Source organism: Streptomyces sp. NBC_00400 (genome assembly GCF_036048035.1).
In the GTDB taxonomy this organism is placed as follows: Bacteria; Actinomycetota; Actinomycetes; order Streptomycetales; family Streptomycetaceae; genus Streptomyces.
In genome coordinates, this window is sequence record NZ_CP107940.1 from 4,370,697 (window position 1) to 4,385,300 (window position 14,604).

A 14,604-nucleotide genomic window follows, 5' to 3' on the forward strand; every position below is an offset into this window, starting at 1 on the left:
CTGGAGGAATTGAAATGGCACGTGCGGTCGGCATCGACCTGGGCACGACGAACTCCGTCGTCAGTGTTCTCGAAGGCGGTGAGCCCACCGTCATCACCAACGCCGAGGGCGCCAGGACCACGCCGTCCGTTGTCGCCTTCGCCAAGAACGGCGAGGTGCTGGTCGGCGAGGTCGCCAAGCGTCAGGCGGTCACCAACGTCGACAGGACCATCCGGTCGGTCAAGCGCCACATGGGCACCGACTGGAAGATCGACATCGACGGCAAGGGCTTCAACCCGCAGCAGATGAGCGCCTTCATCCTGCAGAAGCTCAAGCGCGACGCCGAGGCGTATCTGGGCGAGAAGGTCGTCGACGCGGTCATCACCGTTCCGGCCTACTTCAACGACTCCGAGCGCCAGGCCACCAAGGAGGCCGGTGAGATCGCGGGCCTCAACGTCCTGCGCATCGTCAACGAGCCCACCGCGGCCGCCCTGGCCTACGGCCTGGAGAAGGACGACCAGACCATTCTGGTCTTCGACCTCGGTGGCGGCACCTTCGACGTCTCGCTGCTGGAGATCGGCGACGGCGTCGTCGAGGTGAAGGCCACCAACGGCGACAACCACCTCGGTGGTGACGACTGGGACCAGCGCGTCGTCGACTACCTGGTCAAGCAGTTCCAGAACGGCCACGGCGTCGACCTCGCCAAGGACAAGATGGCGCTGCAGCGTCTGCGCGAGGCCGCCGAGAAGGCGAAGATCGAGCTGTCGTCCTCCACCGAGACGACGATCAACCTTCCCTACATCACCGCCTCCGCCGAGGGCCCGCTGCACCTGGACGAGAAGCTCACGCGCTCGCAGTTCCAGCAGCTCACCTCGGACCTCCTGGACCGCTGCAAGACGCCGTTCCACAACGTGATCAAGGACGCGGGTATCAACCTGTCCGAGATCGACCACGTGGTCCTGGTCGGCGGCTCCACCCGTATGCCCGCCGTCGCCGAGCTCGTCAAGGAGCTGACCGGCGGCAAGGACGCCAACAAGGGCGTCAACCCGGACGAGGTCGTCGCCATCGGCGCCACCCTCCAGGCCGGTGTCCTCAAGGGTGAGGTCAAGGACGTTCTCCTGCTGGACGTCACCCCGCTGTCCCTCGGTATCGAGACCAAGGGCGGCATCATGACCAAGCTCATCGAGCGCAACACCACGATCCCGACCAAGCGGTCCGAGATCTTCACGACGGCCGAGGACAACCAGCCGTCCGTGCAGATCCAGGTCTACCAGGGCGAGCGCGAGATCGCGGCGTACAACAAGAAGCTCGGGATGTTCGAGCTGACCGGTCTGCCGCCGGCCCCCCGCGGGGTCCCGCAGATCGAGGTCTCCTTCGACATCGACGCCAACGGCATCATGCACGTGACCGCGAAGGACCTGGGCACGGGCAAGGAGCAGAAGATGACCGTCACCGGCGGCTCCTCGCTGCCGAAGGACGAGGTCGACCGGATGCGCCAGGAGGCCGAGCAGTACGCGGACGAGGACACCAAGCGCCGCGAGGCCGCCGAGACCCGTAACCAGGCCGAACAGCTCGTCTACCAGACCGAGAAGTTCCTCAAGGACAACGAGGAGAAGGTCCCCGGCGAGGTCAAGACCGAGGTCGAGGAAGCCGTCGGCGAGCTGAAGGAGAAGCTCAAGGGCGAGTCCGCCGAGGGCGACAACACAGCCGAGATCCGCACCGCCACCGAGAAGGTCGCGGCCGTCTCCCAGAAGCTGGGCCAGGCCATGTACGCCGACGCCCAGGGTGCGGCCGGTGCCGAGGGCGCTGCCGGTGCCGAGGGCGCCGAGCAGGCCAAGGCCGAGGACGATGTCGTGGACGCCGAGATCGTCGACGACGAGAAGCCCAAGAAGGACGGTGCCGCGTGACGGAGGAGACCCCGGGCTTCGACGAGAAGCCCGACGTCCCTTCCGACGCCGCTCCCGAAGACGCGGCGCAGGCCGAGTCCGCCGACAAGGCGGGCTCGGCCCCGGCCGGGGACGTAACGGACGTAGCGCTCCAGGCGCAGCTGGACCAGGTACGTACGGCGCTCAACGAGCGCACGGCGGACCTCCAGCGGCTCCAGGCGGAGTACCAGAACTACCGCCGTCGGGTGGAACGGGACCGGGTCACGGTCAAGGAGATCGCCGCGGCGAACCTCCTGTCCGAGCTCCTTCCCACCCTCGACGACATCGGCCGTGCCCGTGAGCACGGCGAACTGGTCGGCGGCTTCAAGTCGGTGGCCGAGTCGATGGAGACCGTGGTCGCCAAGCTGGGTCTGCAGCAGTTCGGCAAGGAGGGCGAGCCCTTCGACCCGACGATTCACGAGGCACTGATGCATTCGTACGCACCGGATGTCACCGAGACGACGTGCGTGGCGATCCTGCAGCCCGGGTATCGCATCGGTGAACGAACGATTCGCCCCGCGCGGGTCGCCGTCGCCGAGCCGCAGCCGGGCGCCCAGGGCGCCAAGTCCGCCTCCGACGAGGACCCCAAGGCTTCGGACGAGGAGAGCGGTGGCCCGGACGAGGGCTGACGTGAGGACAGAGAGAAAATCCGTGCGGGAGGAGGGACGTCGGGGATGAGCACCAAGGACTTCGTCGAGAAGGACTACTACAAGGTCCTCGGCGTCCCGAAGGACGCCACCGAAGCGGAGATCAAGAAGGCGTACCGCAAGCTCGCCCGGGAGTTCCACCCGGACGCCAACAAGGGCGACGCCAAGGCCGAGGAGCGCTTCAAGGAGATCTCCGAGGCCCACGACATCCTGGGCGACACCAAGCGCCGCAAGGAGTACGACGAGGCGCGCACGCTGTTCGGCAACGGCGGCTACCGGCCGGGTCCGGGCGGCGGCGGCTCCTTCAACTTCGACCTGGGCGACCTCTTCGGGGGCACGCCCGGTCAGGGCGGCGGGGGCGGCGGCTTCGGCGGCGGGATCGGGGACGTCTTCGGCGGCCTGTTCAACCGCGGCGGCGCCGGGACGCGTACCCACGCGCGCCGCGGCCAGGACATCGAGTCCGAGGTGACGCTCAGCTTCACCGAGGCGGTCGACGGGGCCACGGTCCCGCTGCGGATGTCCAGCCAGGCGCCGTGCAAGGCGTGTTCGGGCACCGGCGACAAAAACGGTACGCCGCGGGTCTGTCCGACCTGTGTCGGCACCGGCCAGGTCAGCCGGGGCGCGGGCGGTGGCTTCTCGCTCACCGACCCGTGCGCCGACTGCAAGGGCCGGGGCCTGATCGCCCAGGACCCCTGTGAGGTCTGCAAGGGCAGCGGCCGGGCGACCAGTGCCCGCACGATGCAGGTGCGGATCCCCGCGGGCGTCTCCGACGGGCAGCGCATCCGGCTGCGCGGCAAGGGCGCTCCGGGCGAGCAGGGCGGCCCGGCCGGCGATCTGTATGTGGTCGTGCACGTCGACGCCCACCCGGTCTTCGGCCGCAAGGGCGACAACCTCACCGTCACGGTGCCGGTCACCTTCCCGGAGGCCGCGCTCGGTGGTGAGGTCAAGGTGCCGACGCTGGGCGGCCCGCCGGTGACGCTGAAGCTGCCGGCCGGCACCCCCAACGGACGCACCATGCGCGCCCGGGGCAAGGGTGCGACCCGTAAGGACGGCACCCGGGGTGATCTGCTGGTCACCATAGAGGTGCTGGTCCCCAGTGACCTCAGCGGCAAGGCGAAGGAGTCGCTGGAGTCCTATCGCGAGGCGACCGCGGGCCCGGACCCGCGGGCAGAGCTGTTCCAGGCCGCGAAGGGAGCTTGAGATGGACAGCCGGGGCGGGCAGCGTCGTAACCCCTATGAACTGACCGAAGAGTCGCCGGTGTATGTCATCTCCGTCGCGGCTCAGCTCTCCGGACTGCATCCGCAGACCCTTCGGCAGTACGACCGGCTGGGTCTGGTCTCGCCCGACCGCACGCCCGGGCGGGGCCGCCGCTATTCGGCCCGGGACATCGAACTGCTCCGTACGGTGCAGCAGTTGTCCCAGGACGAGGGCATCAACCTGGCCGGCATCAAGCGCATCATCGAGCTGGAGAACCAGGTCGCGGCCCTGCAGCAGCGGGTCGTCGAGCTGCAGGGCGCCCTGGAGGGCGCGGCCAGCGCGATGCAGCAGCGGGAAGCGGCGGTGCACGCCTCCTACCGGCGGGATCTGGTGCCGTATCACGACGTGCAGCAGACCAGCGCGCTGGTGGTGTGGCGGCCCAAGCGGCCGGAGTGATCCGGCCGGCCGGGGCGTGAGCTCCCGGCGCGTGAGGTGGCAAAGGGCCGGGGAAACCCGGCCCTTGTCGCGTTTTGGGGTGCGGGGTGCGGGGTGCGGTGCGCGGCGTCGTGCCGTGCCGTCTGCGTCCGTTGGCGTACGGCCTACGGCCGCGCCTGCTCAGCAGCCGTTGTACCCGGCCGTCGGCATCGACAGCCGGCGGTGCACATGCGACTTCATCGCCAGGGTGTAGACCGGCTCGTCGAGGCCGGTGGTCTCCAGGTGCACCCCGGCCTCGGCGCACCGTGCGGTGAACTCGGCGGTGCCGTCGATGGCGTTCTCCAGTGCCCGGCGGTTGGGCGCCACGAACACATCCACCAGGCCCGCTTCGACATCACGCCACAGTGCGCCGTGGTCGGCGCGCAGGTGGTGCAGGCTGAGCCGGCAGGTCAGGTGGTAGTCACGGGCTGCCGCCCACTGGGTGCACATGTCGTGCTGGCCGCGGTCGTCGACCAGGAACGGATCCTCGTCCAGCTCGGACAGCGGCATCAGGCAGGCGATCGCCGTCACTCGGACCGAGTTCATCGTGCCCTCCGGGGCGTGGCGACTGTGGGGGCGACGATACCCCCGCGGGTGGCCCGTGGAGGAGGGGCTGTACCGGGCGGCGAAGCGTAACCGCAGGCGTGACAGATCTTCCAGGCGTCCTGGCTGACGGCCAGTTGGCCGCCGCAGCGCGGGCAGAGCTCGGCGTGCGGCTGCGGCGGGGTGGGGGGCGGACGGCGCGGAGCGGTCGTCACGATGTGCACTGCCGACGCCATGCGGCCTCCAGCTGCCGTCTTTTGCCTGGGGCAGGCCCGATGCCGTCCGTCCTTGCACGGAGCTGTTCGGTTCCCGTCGCTCCTGAGTACCAGGTGGACGGCCGGGGGCGGAGCGGGAAGGTCCGTTTTCAGCCAGGGCCGGGGCTCGGTGGGACGTGGGCTCAGCGGGGCATCGGGGCGGCGGGACGGCTCTCAGGCCCGCCCCATCGCCTTGGTCACCGCGATCTCGATCATGACGCGATCGGGGTTGGGCGTCGGCGTCCGGCCGTAGCGCTCGGCGTACCGGCGCACTGCGTCGGCCACCGACTCGCTGTCCGTGCGCACCCGCCCGATGCCCTCCAGGGTCGCCCAGCGCCCCTTGTCGACCTGGCACACGGCGACGGTGGCGCCGTCCGCCCCGGCGGCGACGATGTTCTTGACCTTGGCGCTGTCCTTGCGGGTGATGATGCGCGCGATCCGCTGCCCGGCGTCGTAGGTGACGCCTACCGGGACGACGTGCGGCGTCCCGTCCGTACGCAGCGTGGTGAGCGTCGGCATCAGGTACTCGCCCCAGAAGGCGAGGTACTCCGGGCTGAGGGCGCTGAGGTCATGGGCCATGGGAGCAAGGGTAGGCCGGGGCCCGGAGGTCAGAGGAAGTCGGTGGTTTCCAGGTCGAAGGAGAAGGGGGCGGGGAGGGGGAGGGGTTTGCCGAGGGGGGCGGTGTTGTTCCCTACGTAGTCGTCCCCGGAGGGTTCGCTGAAGAGCGTGATGGTGGCTTTGCTGCGGTCCACCAGCAGGTAGAGCGGGATACCGGCACGGGCGTAGCCGTGGCGCTTGGCGACACGGTCCTTGTGGGGCTTGCTCGACGTCACCTCAACGACCATGGCAACGCCGTCGCTGGGCATCCAGGGAGGGGCGCCGCGGAACAGACGCAGCGCGCGTGGGGCGATGGTGGCATCGGGGATCACGTGGTCCGCGGGCTGGCCCGCCGCGTGGGAGAGGACGAGTCCTTTGTGTCCCGAGAACTGCATGGCAGTCGCAGACATCCGCATCACCTGCTCGAAGACGAGACTCAGGTAGTCCTCGTGGTCGCCATCCGGCGGCGGTGTCACAGCAATCTCCCCCTCGATGAGCTCGGCCCGGAAACCCGTCGGGGTCTCCAGCGCCAGAAAGCCTTCCAGGAGGATGTCGTCCTGCGTGGGCATCGGCTCGTGTGCCATAGCCGTCATGCTGCACCTCCTTGTGGTCGAAGGCCAGTGTCGCCGGGCGGCGGGGACGGGCGGGCGCGATCGGCCACGGTTCCCTCGCACGAGTGAGCGAGAGTCGGGGTGGACTGCTCCCGAAACAACCTTGAGTGTTCTAGACTCAACTTATCGCACGTTGGTATGAGCAGGATTTCCCCGGGAGTCCGGCCCCTGGCGGGGTCAGACTGGGCGAAGACGCTGCTGAGGACGAGTCGAGGAGGATCGCGAGGACGTGGACGCCGAGCTGACCAACAAGAGCCGGGAGGCGCTGAGCGCCGCCAATGAGCGGGCGGTCACCGCCGGGCATGCGGACATGACGTCCGCGCATCTCCTGCTCGCGCTGCTGGCCGGGCAGGACAACGAGAACATCATGGACCTGCTGTCCGCCGTCGAGGCGGACGCCGCCGTGCTGCGCAACGGCGCCGAGCGGCAGCTCGCCGGGCTGCCGAGCGTGCAGGGCACGACGGTCGCGCCGCCGCAGCCGGACCGCGATCTGCTCTCCGCCATCGCCGACGCCACCCAGCGCGCCAAGGAGCTCGGTGACGCCTATGTCTCCACCGAGCACCTGCTCATCGGGATCGCCGCCAAGGGCGGGCGCACCGGTGAGCTGCTGGCCGGCCAGGGCGCGAGCGCCAAGAAGCTGCTGGCCGCGTTCGAGGCGAGCCGGGGCGGCCAGCGGGTGACCAACGCCGACCCGGAGGGCACGTACAAGGCGCTGGAGAAGTTCGGTACGGACTTCACGGCGGCCGCCCGCGAGGGCAAGCTCGACCCGGTCATCGGCCGGGACCACGAGATCCGGCGCGTGGTGCAGGTGCTCTCCCGCCGTACGAAGAACAACCCCGTGCTGATCGGTGAGCCGGGCGTCGGCAAGACCGCCGTCGTCGAGGGCCTGGCGCAGCGGATCGTCAAGGGCGATGTGCCCGAGTCGCTGCGCAACAAGCGGCTGGTCGCGCTCGACCTGGGGGCGATGGTCGCGGGCGCCAAGTACCGCGGTGAGTTCGAGGAGCGGCTGAAGACCGTCCTGGCGGAGATCAAGTCCAGCGAGGGCCAGATCATCACCTTCATCGACGAGCTGCACACCGTCGTGGGCGCGGGCGCCGGCGGCGACTCCTCGATGGACGCCGGCAACATGCTCAAGCCGATGCTGGCCCGCGGCGAGCTGCGGATGGTCGGCGCGACGACGCTGGACGAGTACCGCGAGCGGATCGAGAAGGACCCGGCGCTGGAGCGGCGCTTCCAGCAGGTGCTGGTCGCCGAGCCGACGGTCGAGGACACGGTGGCGATCCTGCGCGGGCTCAAGGGCCGCTACGAGGCGCACCACAAGGTGCAGATCGCGGACTCCGCCCTGGTCGCGGCCGCCTCCCTCTCCGACCGCTACATCACCTCCCGCTTCCTGCCCGACAAGGCCATCGACCTGGTCGACGAGGCCGCCTCCCGGCTCCGTATGGAGATCGACTCCTCCCCGGTGGAGATCGACGAGCTCCAGCGCGCCGTGGACCGTCTCAAGATGGAGGAGCTGGCGCTGCGCAACGAGACCGACGCCGGCTCCCTCCAGCGGCTGGAGAAGCTGCGCAAGGACCTCGCCGACAAGGAGGAGGAGCTGCGCGGTCTGACCGCCCGCTGGGAGAAGGAGAAGGAAAGCCTCAACCGGGTCGGTGCGCTCAAGGAAAAGCTCGACGAGCTGCGCGGCCAGGCCGAGCGCGCCCAGCGCGACGGCGACTTCGACACCGCTTCCAAGCTGCTCTACGGCGAGATCCCGGGCGTCGAGCAGGCGCTGGAGGAGGCGGCCGCTGCCGAGGCCGAGCAGGAGGCGTCCAAGGAGTCCATGGTCAAGGAGGAGGTCGGTCCCGACGACATCGCGGATGTGGTCGGCGCCTGGACCGGCATCCCGGCCGGCCGGCTGCTGGAGGGCGAGACCCAGAAGCTCCTGCGCATGGAGGAAGAGCTCGGCAAGCGCCTGATCGGCCAGACCGAGGCCGTACGGTCGGTCTCCGACGCCGTACGCCGCACCCGCGCCGGCATCGCCGACCCGGACCGCCCCACCGGCTCCTTCCTCTTCCTCGGCCCGACCGGTGTCGGCAAGACCGAGCTGGCCAAGGCGCTCGCGGACTTCCTCTTCGACGACGAGCGGGCGATGGTCCGGATCGACATGTCGGAGTACGGCGAGAAGCACAGCGTCGCGCGGCTGGTCGGCGCGCCGCCCGGATACGTCGGCTACGAGGAGGGCGGCCAGCTCACCGAGGCGGTCCGCCGCCGCCCGTACTCCGTCGTCCTGCTGGACGAGGTCGAGAAGGCGCACCACGACGTCTTCGACATCCTGCTCCAGGTCCTCGACGACGGCCGGCTCACCGACGGCCAGGGCCGCACGGTCGACTTCCGCAACACCATCCTCATCCTGACCTCCAACCTCGGCTCCGCGTTCCTGATGGACCCGCTGCTCAAGGAGGAGCAGAAGAAGGAGAAGGTGCTGGAGACGGTCCGCGCCGCCTTCCGCCCCGAATTCCTCAACCGGCTCGACGACGTGGTGGTCTTCCACCCGCTCGGCACCGACCAGCTCCAGCGGATCGCCCGGATCCAGCTCGACCACCTGCAGCGCCGCCTCGGCGACCGCCGTCTGACCCTGGACGTCACCGACCGCGCCCTGACCTGGCTCGCCTGGCTCGGCCAGGAGCCGGTGACCGACGCTCCCGCGCCGGACCTGTCCTACGGTGCCCGGCCGCTGCGCCGGCTGGTCCAGACGGCCATCGGCGACCCGCTCGCCCGCGCCATCCTGGCGGGCGAGGTGCTGGACGGGGACACCGTGCGGGTGGATGTGGACGGTGACCAGCTGTCGGTGGAGCCGGCCGGGCGGGCCGTGGCCTGACCGGTGCCGCGATCCGGGGGTACGGCTGCGCCGCCCGGCCGTGTCCCTGATCATTTCCTTGACCGACAGCTGAGCGGTCTCTTCCCCGTATCCGCTCCGTCCCGGGTTGCCAGGACGGGGCGGATGTGGGGGAGGATGGCAGGGACCAGACGAAGGGAATTCCACGGTGAGCATCGACCCGTCCTCGATTCCGAATTTCGGGGGCCAGCCCGAACCCGAGCCCTCGGGGCCTGAGGGTCCCGTCGTGCCTGACCAGGACCTGGTCAAGCAGCTCCTCGACCAGATGGAGCTGAAGTACGTCGTCGACGAGGAGGGTGACCTCGCCGCTCCGTGGGAGCAGTTCCGCACGTACTTCATGTTCCGGGGCGAGGAGGAGCAGCAGATCTTCTCCGTCCGTACGTTCTACGACCGTGCCCACGGCATCGACGACAAGTCGAAGCTGCTGGAGGCGATCGACGACTGGAACCGCCGGACGCTGTGGCCCAAGGCCTACACCCACACCCATGACGACGGCACGGTCCGTCTGATCGGTGAAGCATCGATGCTGATCGGCACCGGTGTCTCGCTCGAACACTTTGTGTCGAGCACGGTCAGCTGGGTCCGCGCCTCGATCGAATTCGACAAGTGGATCGTCGAGCAGCTTGGCCTGGAGGCCGAGATCGACGGCGACTCCGACGAGAAGCCGGGTGACGACGAGGCCTGAGTCTCGCCCCACCCAGCCCGGCTGCGCGGGCCCCGGAGCCTTTGCTCCGGGGCCCGCGTCCGTGTGAGGTGACGAGGTACTCCGAGAAGTTCAGGCCGCCGGAGTCTCCGGATGATGTGCCGCCGCCCGAGGTGTACCGGACGTGACGGCGGGAGGTCTGGACCGGGGCGTCCGGCGGCACCTTGCGTCAGAGCTTCTGCAGCCGGTCCGCCGCGTCCCGCAGGACCGACTCCTGCTTGCAGAAGGCGAAGCGGACGTAGGGGGCGCCCTGGTCCTTGTGGTCGTAGAAGACGGCGTTGGGGATGGCGACGACGCCGGCGCGTTCGGGCAGGGCTCGGCAGAAGGCGAAGCCGTCGTCGTGGCCGAGGGGGCGGATGTCGGTGGTGATGAAGTAGGTGCCGGAGGGGCGGAAGACCGTGAAGCCCGCCTCCGCGAGGCCGGTGGCCAGGATGTCGCGCTTGGCGCGCAGATCGTCGCGCAGGGCGGTGAAGTAGCTGTCGGGGAGGGCCAGTGCCTCGGCGACGGCGTACTGGAAGGGCCCGGCGGAGACGTAGGTGAGGAACTGCTTGGCCGAGCGGACGGCGCCGACCAGCTCCGGGGGTGCGGTGACCCAGCCGACCTTCCAGCCGGTGAAGGAGAAGGTCTTGCCGGCCGAGCCGATGGTGACGGTGCGTTCGCGCATCCCGGGGAACGACGCGAGGGGAAGGTGCTCGCCCTCGAACACGAGGTGTTCGTAGACCTCGTCGGTGATGACGAGGAGGTCGCGTTCGCAGGCGAGGCGGGCGATCTCGGCAAGCTCCTCGCGGGAGAGCACGGTGCCGGTGGGGTTGTGCGGGGTGTTGAGGAGGATCAGGCGGGTGTGGTCGGTGACGGCGTCGCGCAGTTCGTCGAGGTCGAGACGGTAGGAACCGGACTCGGGGTCGGCGCGCAGGGTGACCGGGACGCGGCGGCCGCCGGCCAGCGCGATGCCGGCCGCGTACGAGTCGTAGTACGGCTCCAGCGCGATGACCTCGTCGCCCGGCTCCAGCAGTGCCAGCAGCGAGGCGGCGATGGCTTCGGTGGCACCCGCGGTGACCAGGACCTCGGTGTCGGGGTCGTAGGAGAGGCCGAGGTGTCCGTAGAAGCGCTGTTGGTGGGCGGCGACGGCGCAGCGCAGCTCGGGGATGCCGGGGCCGGGCGGGTACTGGTTGCCGCGGCCGTCGCGCAGGGCACGCACCGCGGCCTCCCTGACTTCTTCCGGGCCGTCGGCATCGGGGAAGCCCTGGCCGAGGTTGATGGAGCCGGTCCGTACGGCGAGTGCCGACATTTCGGCAAAGATCGTGGTGCCGAATTCGGCGAGGCGGCGGTTCAGCAGCGGTCGGTCCATGGACGCCATCCTCCGTCGAACCTCTGGAATTCCTCAACAGTGCTTTGAGATCGCGGGGCCGGGGCAGCAGCCTCGTACGAAGGACAGTGACGGCCGTCGACCAGGACGGCCCCGGCGCGGGACGGCGCCGGAGCGGCGCACCGGGCGCCGGGCGGAGCGGGTGCCTCGCTTCGGGGGAACGAAAAGGAGTGTGAGGCAGATGGGGATCGTGACTTTCCTGGTGATCTGCGTGGTGGTGATCGGCCTGCTGGCCATGGTCTCGCGGGCCGTCACCGGCGCAGGGGGCGGACGGGGCGGGCGTGGTTCGTCCGCGTCGGGCGGCGGCAGCTGGTGGGCCGGCGGTGACGGGGGGTCGAGCCTGGGCGGCGGACACCACCACGGCGGCGGCGGGCATCACGGGGGCGGCGGCTGTGGCGGTGGTTCCTCCTGTGGTGGTGGCGGCTGTGGCGGCGGTGGCGGCGGCTGCGGTGGTGGCGGCGGTTCCTGAGTCGACGGCGGGTTCCTGATCCCACGGCGGCTCCAGTCGGCGGTCGGTTGCTCCTGAGGCCGGAGTCCGGTTGCTTCTGAGCCGGATGCCCGGTTTCTCCAACTCCACTTGCGCGTAAGGGCTGTTGCTTACCGCATATGCGCCTGGCGGGTGCTGATGAAGACATCAACACCCGCTGGGCGCTTGGTCGTTGAACAGGTGAACTGCAGGGCCCCCGGGCGGATGGAAACCCGGAGAAGATGGGTAAAAGCGCTGTGGGCGACAGGGCTTTCATGATTCCCTCTCCCTGGAGAATCCCCCACGTTCTCCGTTCCCACGTGGGCACGAGCCGGCAGGCATGCGGATATTCCCTGCCTTCAACGGGCGGGCCGGCCCACCATTCCACTGCGTGCTTGCGGAGCCGACCCATGCTCACCACTTTGCAGACGGCGTACACCGATACCCGTGCCTCCGACCTGGCCTGGGCGCTGGGCAGGGAACCCCTGCCGGCGCTGGCCGTACTCGATCTCCAACTTCACGGCGCACAGCTGCAGTTGAGGCTGCTCGGCGCTTCTCACCAGGTGCTTCTCGAGGAGGAGCGCGGCACCTGTTCCGAAACGGTCGCCTGCATGCCGGGCAGCAGCACGCCGCTGCCGCTGGGTGTGGCGAAGCGGCTCGGGGACTGGGAATACGAATTCGCCGCCCATGTGGAGACGCTGTCGCGCGGCTCGTTCGCGGGCCGTGCGCAGGAATTGCTCGCGCTGGTGGCCGAGCATCCGCACGGCCTCGCCGGGACGTTCCCCGGCTCGCCGCACGCCTTCACGGCGATGCTGGCGCAGTGCCAGCAGGGGCAGGTGCGCTGGCGGACCTGGCACGCGTATCCACAGGAGGGCCGCTTGGTGGCCACGCGCACCCGGGTGGGCGTACGGGCGGCGGTCGCGGCGGTCTAGCCGGGGTGGGCGAAAGGGGCCGGTCCGGCCGGCGGGAGGGGGTGCGGCCGTGGGCGGCGCGAGGGGCGTACGGGCTGTGCGCCGGGTGCGTCGGTGTCTGGAGGGGCGCGGGCGGTGCCGGGTGCGCGGGCCGGCCGGCCGGTGTGGTGCGGAAGCGCACCGGGCGCCCTGTGTGAGGAGGGTGCTCCGGCTGGCGGGTGTGGCCGCAGACTGCACCCGTGTGGGTGACGGAGGGGCACGGAACCGTCACGTAGCGTTCACTTTATGATCGACCCGCCAGAGCCCGTTCTCACCGGCGCCCCCGGGCCGCCGGAGGCCATGACGCCGGCGCGACTGCCCGTGCCGGCCGGGCCCGGCCGGCTGCTCGTCCTCGCCGTCGTCTTCGTCTGCGCCGCCTGCGGCCTGGTCTACGAACTCGAACTGGTCGCGCTGGCCACGTACCTGGTCGGCGACTCCGTCACCCAGGCGTCGGTGGTGCTGTCCGTCATGGTCTTCGCGATGGGCGTCGGCGCGCTGCTCGCCAAGCGGCTGCGCTGCCGGGCGGCGGTCGGCTTCGGCGCGGTCGAGGCCGGCCTGGCGCTGGTCGGCGGCAGCTCCGCCATGGCGCTCTACGCCTGCTTCGCCTGGTTCGGCCAGTCCCGCTCCGCGCTCGTCGGCTTCTCCCTGGCCATCGGCATCCTGATCGGCGCCGAGGTGCCGCTGCTGATGACGCTGATCCAGCGGGTGCGCCGGCAGGACGCGGGCGGCGCGGTCGCCGACCTCTTCGCGGCGGACTATGTCGGCGCGCTCGTCGGGGGCCTGGCCTTTCCCTTCCTGCTGCTGCCGGGCTTCGGCCAGCTGACCGGCGCCCTGCTCACCGGCGGTGTCAACGCGGTGGCCGGCGGCGTGCTGGTGCTGTGGCTCTTCCGCGACGATCTGAGCGCCCGCGCCCGCTGGGCACTGCTCGCCGGCAACGCCCTGGTCCTCGCGCTGCTGGCCGCGGGCGTGCTGCTGGCCGCGCCGTTCGAACGGGCCGCCCGGCAGGCGGTGTACGGCTCCTCGGCGCGGGTCGCGGTGCAGACCGGCATCCAGGAGGTGGTGATGACCGGCGGTACGGGGGACGGAGCCGGTGCGGGGCAGGGGAGGAAAGGTTTAGGCGGGCCGCTGGCGCTCTATCTGGACGGCCGGCTCCGGGTCAGCGCGGAGACCGAATACCGCTACCACGAAGCGCTGGTGCATCCGGCGATGGCGGCCGGCCCGCACCGCCGGGTACTGGTCCTCGGCGGCGGCGACGGCCTCGCGGTACGCGAGATCCTTCGCCACCGCTCGGTCCGCTCGGTGACCGTCGTCGAACTCGACCCCGGTGTCCTGCGGCTCGCGCGCAGCGACCCCGGCCTCTCCCGCCTCAACCATCACTCGCTCAGCGATCCGCGGGTGCGAGTGGTGACCGCTGATGCCTTCGAGTGGCTGCGCCAGCAGGGCCTGCGCGGCCGCGGCCGGCGGCAGGCGCCGTTCGACGTCATCGTCTCCGACCTTCCCGACCCCGGGATCGCCGCGAGCACCAAGCTCTACTCACAGGAGTTCTACGGTCTCGCGGCGCGGCTGCTGGCACCCGGCGGGCGGCTGGTGGTGCATGCCGGACCGCCGGTCGAGCGCGCGCGCCTGTACTGGACGGTGGAGTCGACGGTCCGGTCGGTGGGCCTGGCGACCGTGCCGTACCGGCTGGCCGGCCGGCCCGCGTCGTTCTACGGCGGCCCGGACCGCACGGCCGCCCCTGTGGCGTCGGTGGACGCGGAGGTGCCTGCCGCCGCACCGTCGGCCGGCCCGGACCGGTACTGGGGCTTCGTGCTGGCCGCGCGGCACCGGCCACGGCTCGGTCTGGCGCCCGATGCGCCGCCGCCGGCCGGGCTCACCTGCGCGGAGCTGCAGGCCGGGCGGCGCGGCGAGGCACACGACCGGATGCCCGGGCTGCCGGCGTCGACGCTGATGCATCCGCGGTATCTCGACTGAGCGGACGGGGGCGGTACGGGCCGGGGAGGGATTGGTGAAGGG

At 70.5% G+C, this 14,604-nt stretch carries 13 protein-coding genes; 9 read left to right on the plus strand and 4 right to left on the minus strand.

From position 1 onward, the window contains the following. Window positions 1-14 precede the first annotated feature (14 nt). From dnaK to OHS81_RS19050, 4 genes are read left to right on the plus strand one after another with little or no spacing between them, the layout of a single operon-like run. A complete protein-coding gene (gene dnaK / locus OHS81_RS19035; RefSeq protein ID WP_328385935.1) occupies window positions 15-1,886 on the plus strand; it encodes a molecular chaperone DnaK in 1,872 nt (623 codons plus the stop codon). Continuing rightward, window positions 1,883-2,533 (plus strand): nucleotide exchange factor GrpE, encoded by a 651-nt coding sequence (gene grpE / locus OHS81_RS19040; RefSeq protein ID WP_311626398.1) that lies wholly within the window; start codon window positions 1,883-1,885, stop codon window positions 2,531-2,533. Before dnaK ends, grpE begins: the two co-directional genes overlap by 4 nt. A gap of 45 nt (window positions 2,534-2,578) precedes the next feature. Continuing rightward, window positions 2,579-3,751: a molecular chaperone DnaJ gene (gene dnaJ, locus OHS81_RS19045; protein WP_328385936.1), complete on the plus strand. Its 1,173-nt coding sequence runs from the start codon at window positions 2,579-2,581 to the stop codon at window positions 3,749-3,751. A gap of 1 nt (window position 3,752) precedes the next feature. Next, a complete protein-coding gene (locus tag OHS81_RS19050; RefSeq protein WP_088798603.1) occupies window positions 3,753-4,205 on the plus strand; it encodes a heat shock protein transcriptional repressor HspR in 453 nt (150 codons plus the stop codon). A gap of 159 nt (window positions 4,206-4,364) precedes the next feature. On the opposite strand, the gene OHS81_RS19055 is transcribed toward OHS81_RS19050, so the two are convergent. The 3 genes from OHS81_RS19055 to OHS81_RS19065 all read right to left on the minus strand — a co-directional run bounded on the left by OHS81_RS19055 (window position 4,365) and on the right by OHS81_RS19065 (window position 6,210). Then, on the minus strand, window positions 4,365-4,769 hold the full coding sequence (locus OHS81_RS19055; protein WP_328385937.1) for a hypothetical protein: 405 nt from the start codon (window positions 4,767-4,769) through the stop codon (window positions 4,365-4,367). A gap of 425 nt (window positions 4,770-5,194) precedes the next feature. Further along, the gene (locus OHS81_RS19060) at window positions 5,195-5,599 is read right to left on the minus strand and encodes a pyridoxamine 5'-phosphate oxidase family protein (RefSeq protein WP_328385938.1); all 405 of its coding nucleotides are present in this window, start codon (window positions 5,597-5,599) and stop codon (window positions 5,195-5,197) included. A 29-nt stretch (window positions 5,600-5,628) separates the two neighbouring features. After that, entirely contained in the window at window positions 5,629-6,210 is a 582-nt protein-coding gene (locus OHS81_RS19065) for a Uma2 family endonuclease (RefSeq protein WP_328385939.1), read from the minus strand. 247 nt (window positions 6,211-6,457) lie between these two features. Between OHS81_RS19065 and clpB the strand changes: the two genes are divergently transcribed. Both clpB and OHS81_RS19075 read left to right on the plus strand, forming a co-directional pair. After that, a complete protein-coding gene (clpB, locus tag OHS81_RS19070) occupies window positions 6,458-9,088 on the plus strand; it encodes an ATP-dependent chaperone ClpB (protein ID WP_328385940.1) in 2,631 nt (876 codons plus the stop codon). Window positions 9,089-9,254: 166 nt separating this feature from the next. Beyond that, entirely contained in the window at window positions 9,255-9,791 is a 537-nt protein-coding gene (locus tag OHS81_RS19075) for a YbjN domain-containing protein (protein ID WP_088798597.1), read from the plus strand. A gap of 187 nt (window positions 9,792-9,978) precedes the next feature. Here OHS81_RS19075 and OHS81_RS19080 read toward each other — a convergent pair whose 3' ends face one another. Then, window positions 9,979-11,157, minus strand: a complete 1,179-nt coding sequence (locus tag OHS81_RS19080) for a pyridoxal phosphate-dependent aminotransferase (RefSeq protein ID WP_328385941.1) — start codon at window positions 11,155-11,157, stop codon at window positions 9,979-9,981. Window positions 11,158-11,356: 199 nt separating this feature from the next. Between OHS81_RS19080 and OHS81_RS19085 the strand changes: the two genes are divergently transcribed. The 3 genes from OHS81_RS19085 to OHS81_RS19095 all read left to right on the plus strand — a co-directional run bounded on the left by OHS81_RS19085 (window position 11,357) and on the right by OHS81_RS19095 (window position 14,562). Beyond that, entirely contained in the window at window positions 11,357-11,644 is a 288-nt protein-coding gene (locus OHS81_RS19085) for a hypothetical protein (protein ID WP_328385942.1), read from the plus strand. Between the two features lie 407 nt (window positions 11,645-12,051). After that, a complete protein-coding gene (locus OHS81_RS19090; RefSeq protein ID WP_129295538.1) occupies window positions 12,052-12,573 on the plus strand; it encodes a DUF2617 family protein in 522 nt (173 codons plus the stop codon). Between the two features lie 264 nt (window positions 12,574-12,837). Beyond that, a complete protein-coding gene (locus OHS81_RS19095; protein WP_328385943.1) occupies window positions 12,838-14,562 on the plus strand; it encodes a polyamine aminopropyltransferase in 1,725 nt (574 codons plus the stop codon). Window positions 14,563-14,604 lie beyond the last annotated feature (42 nt).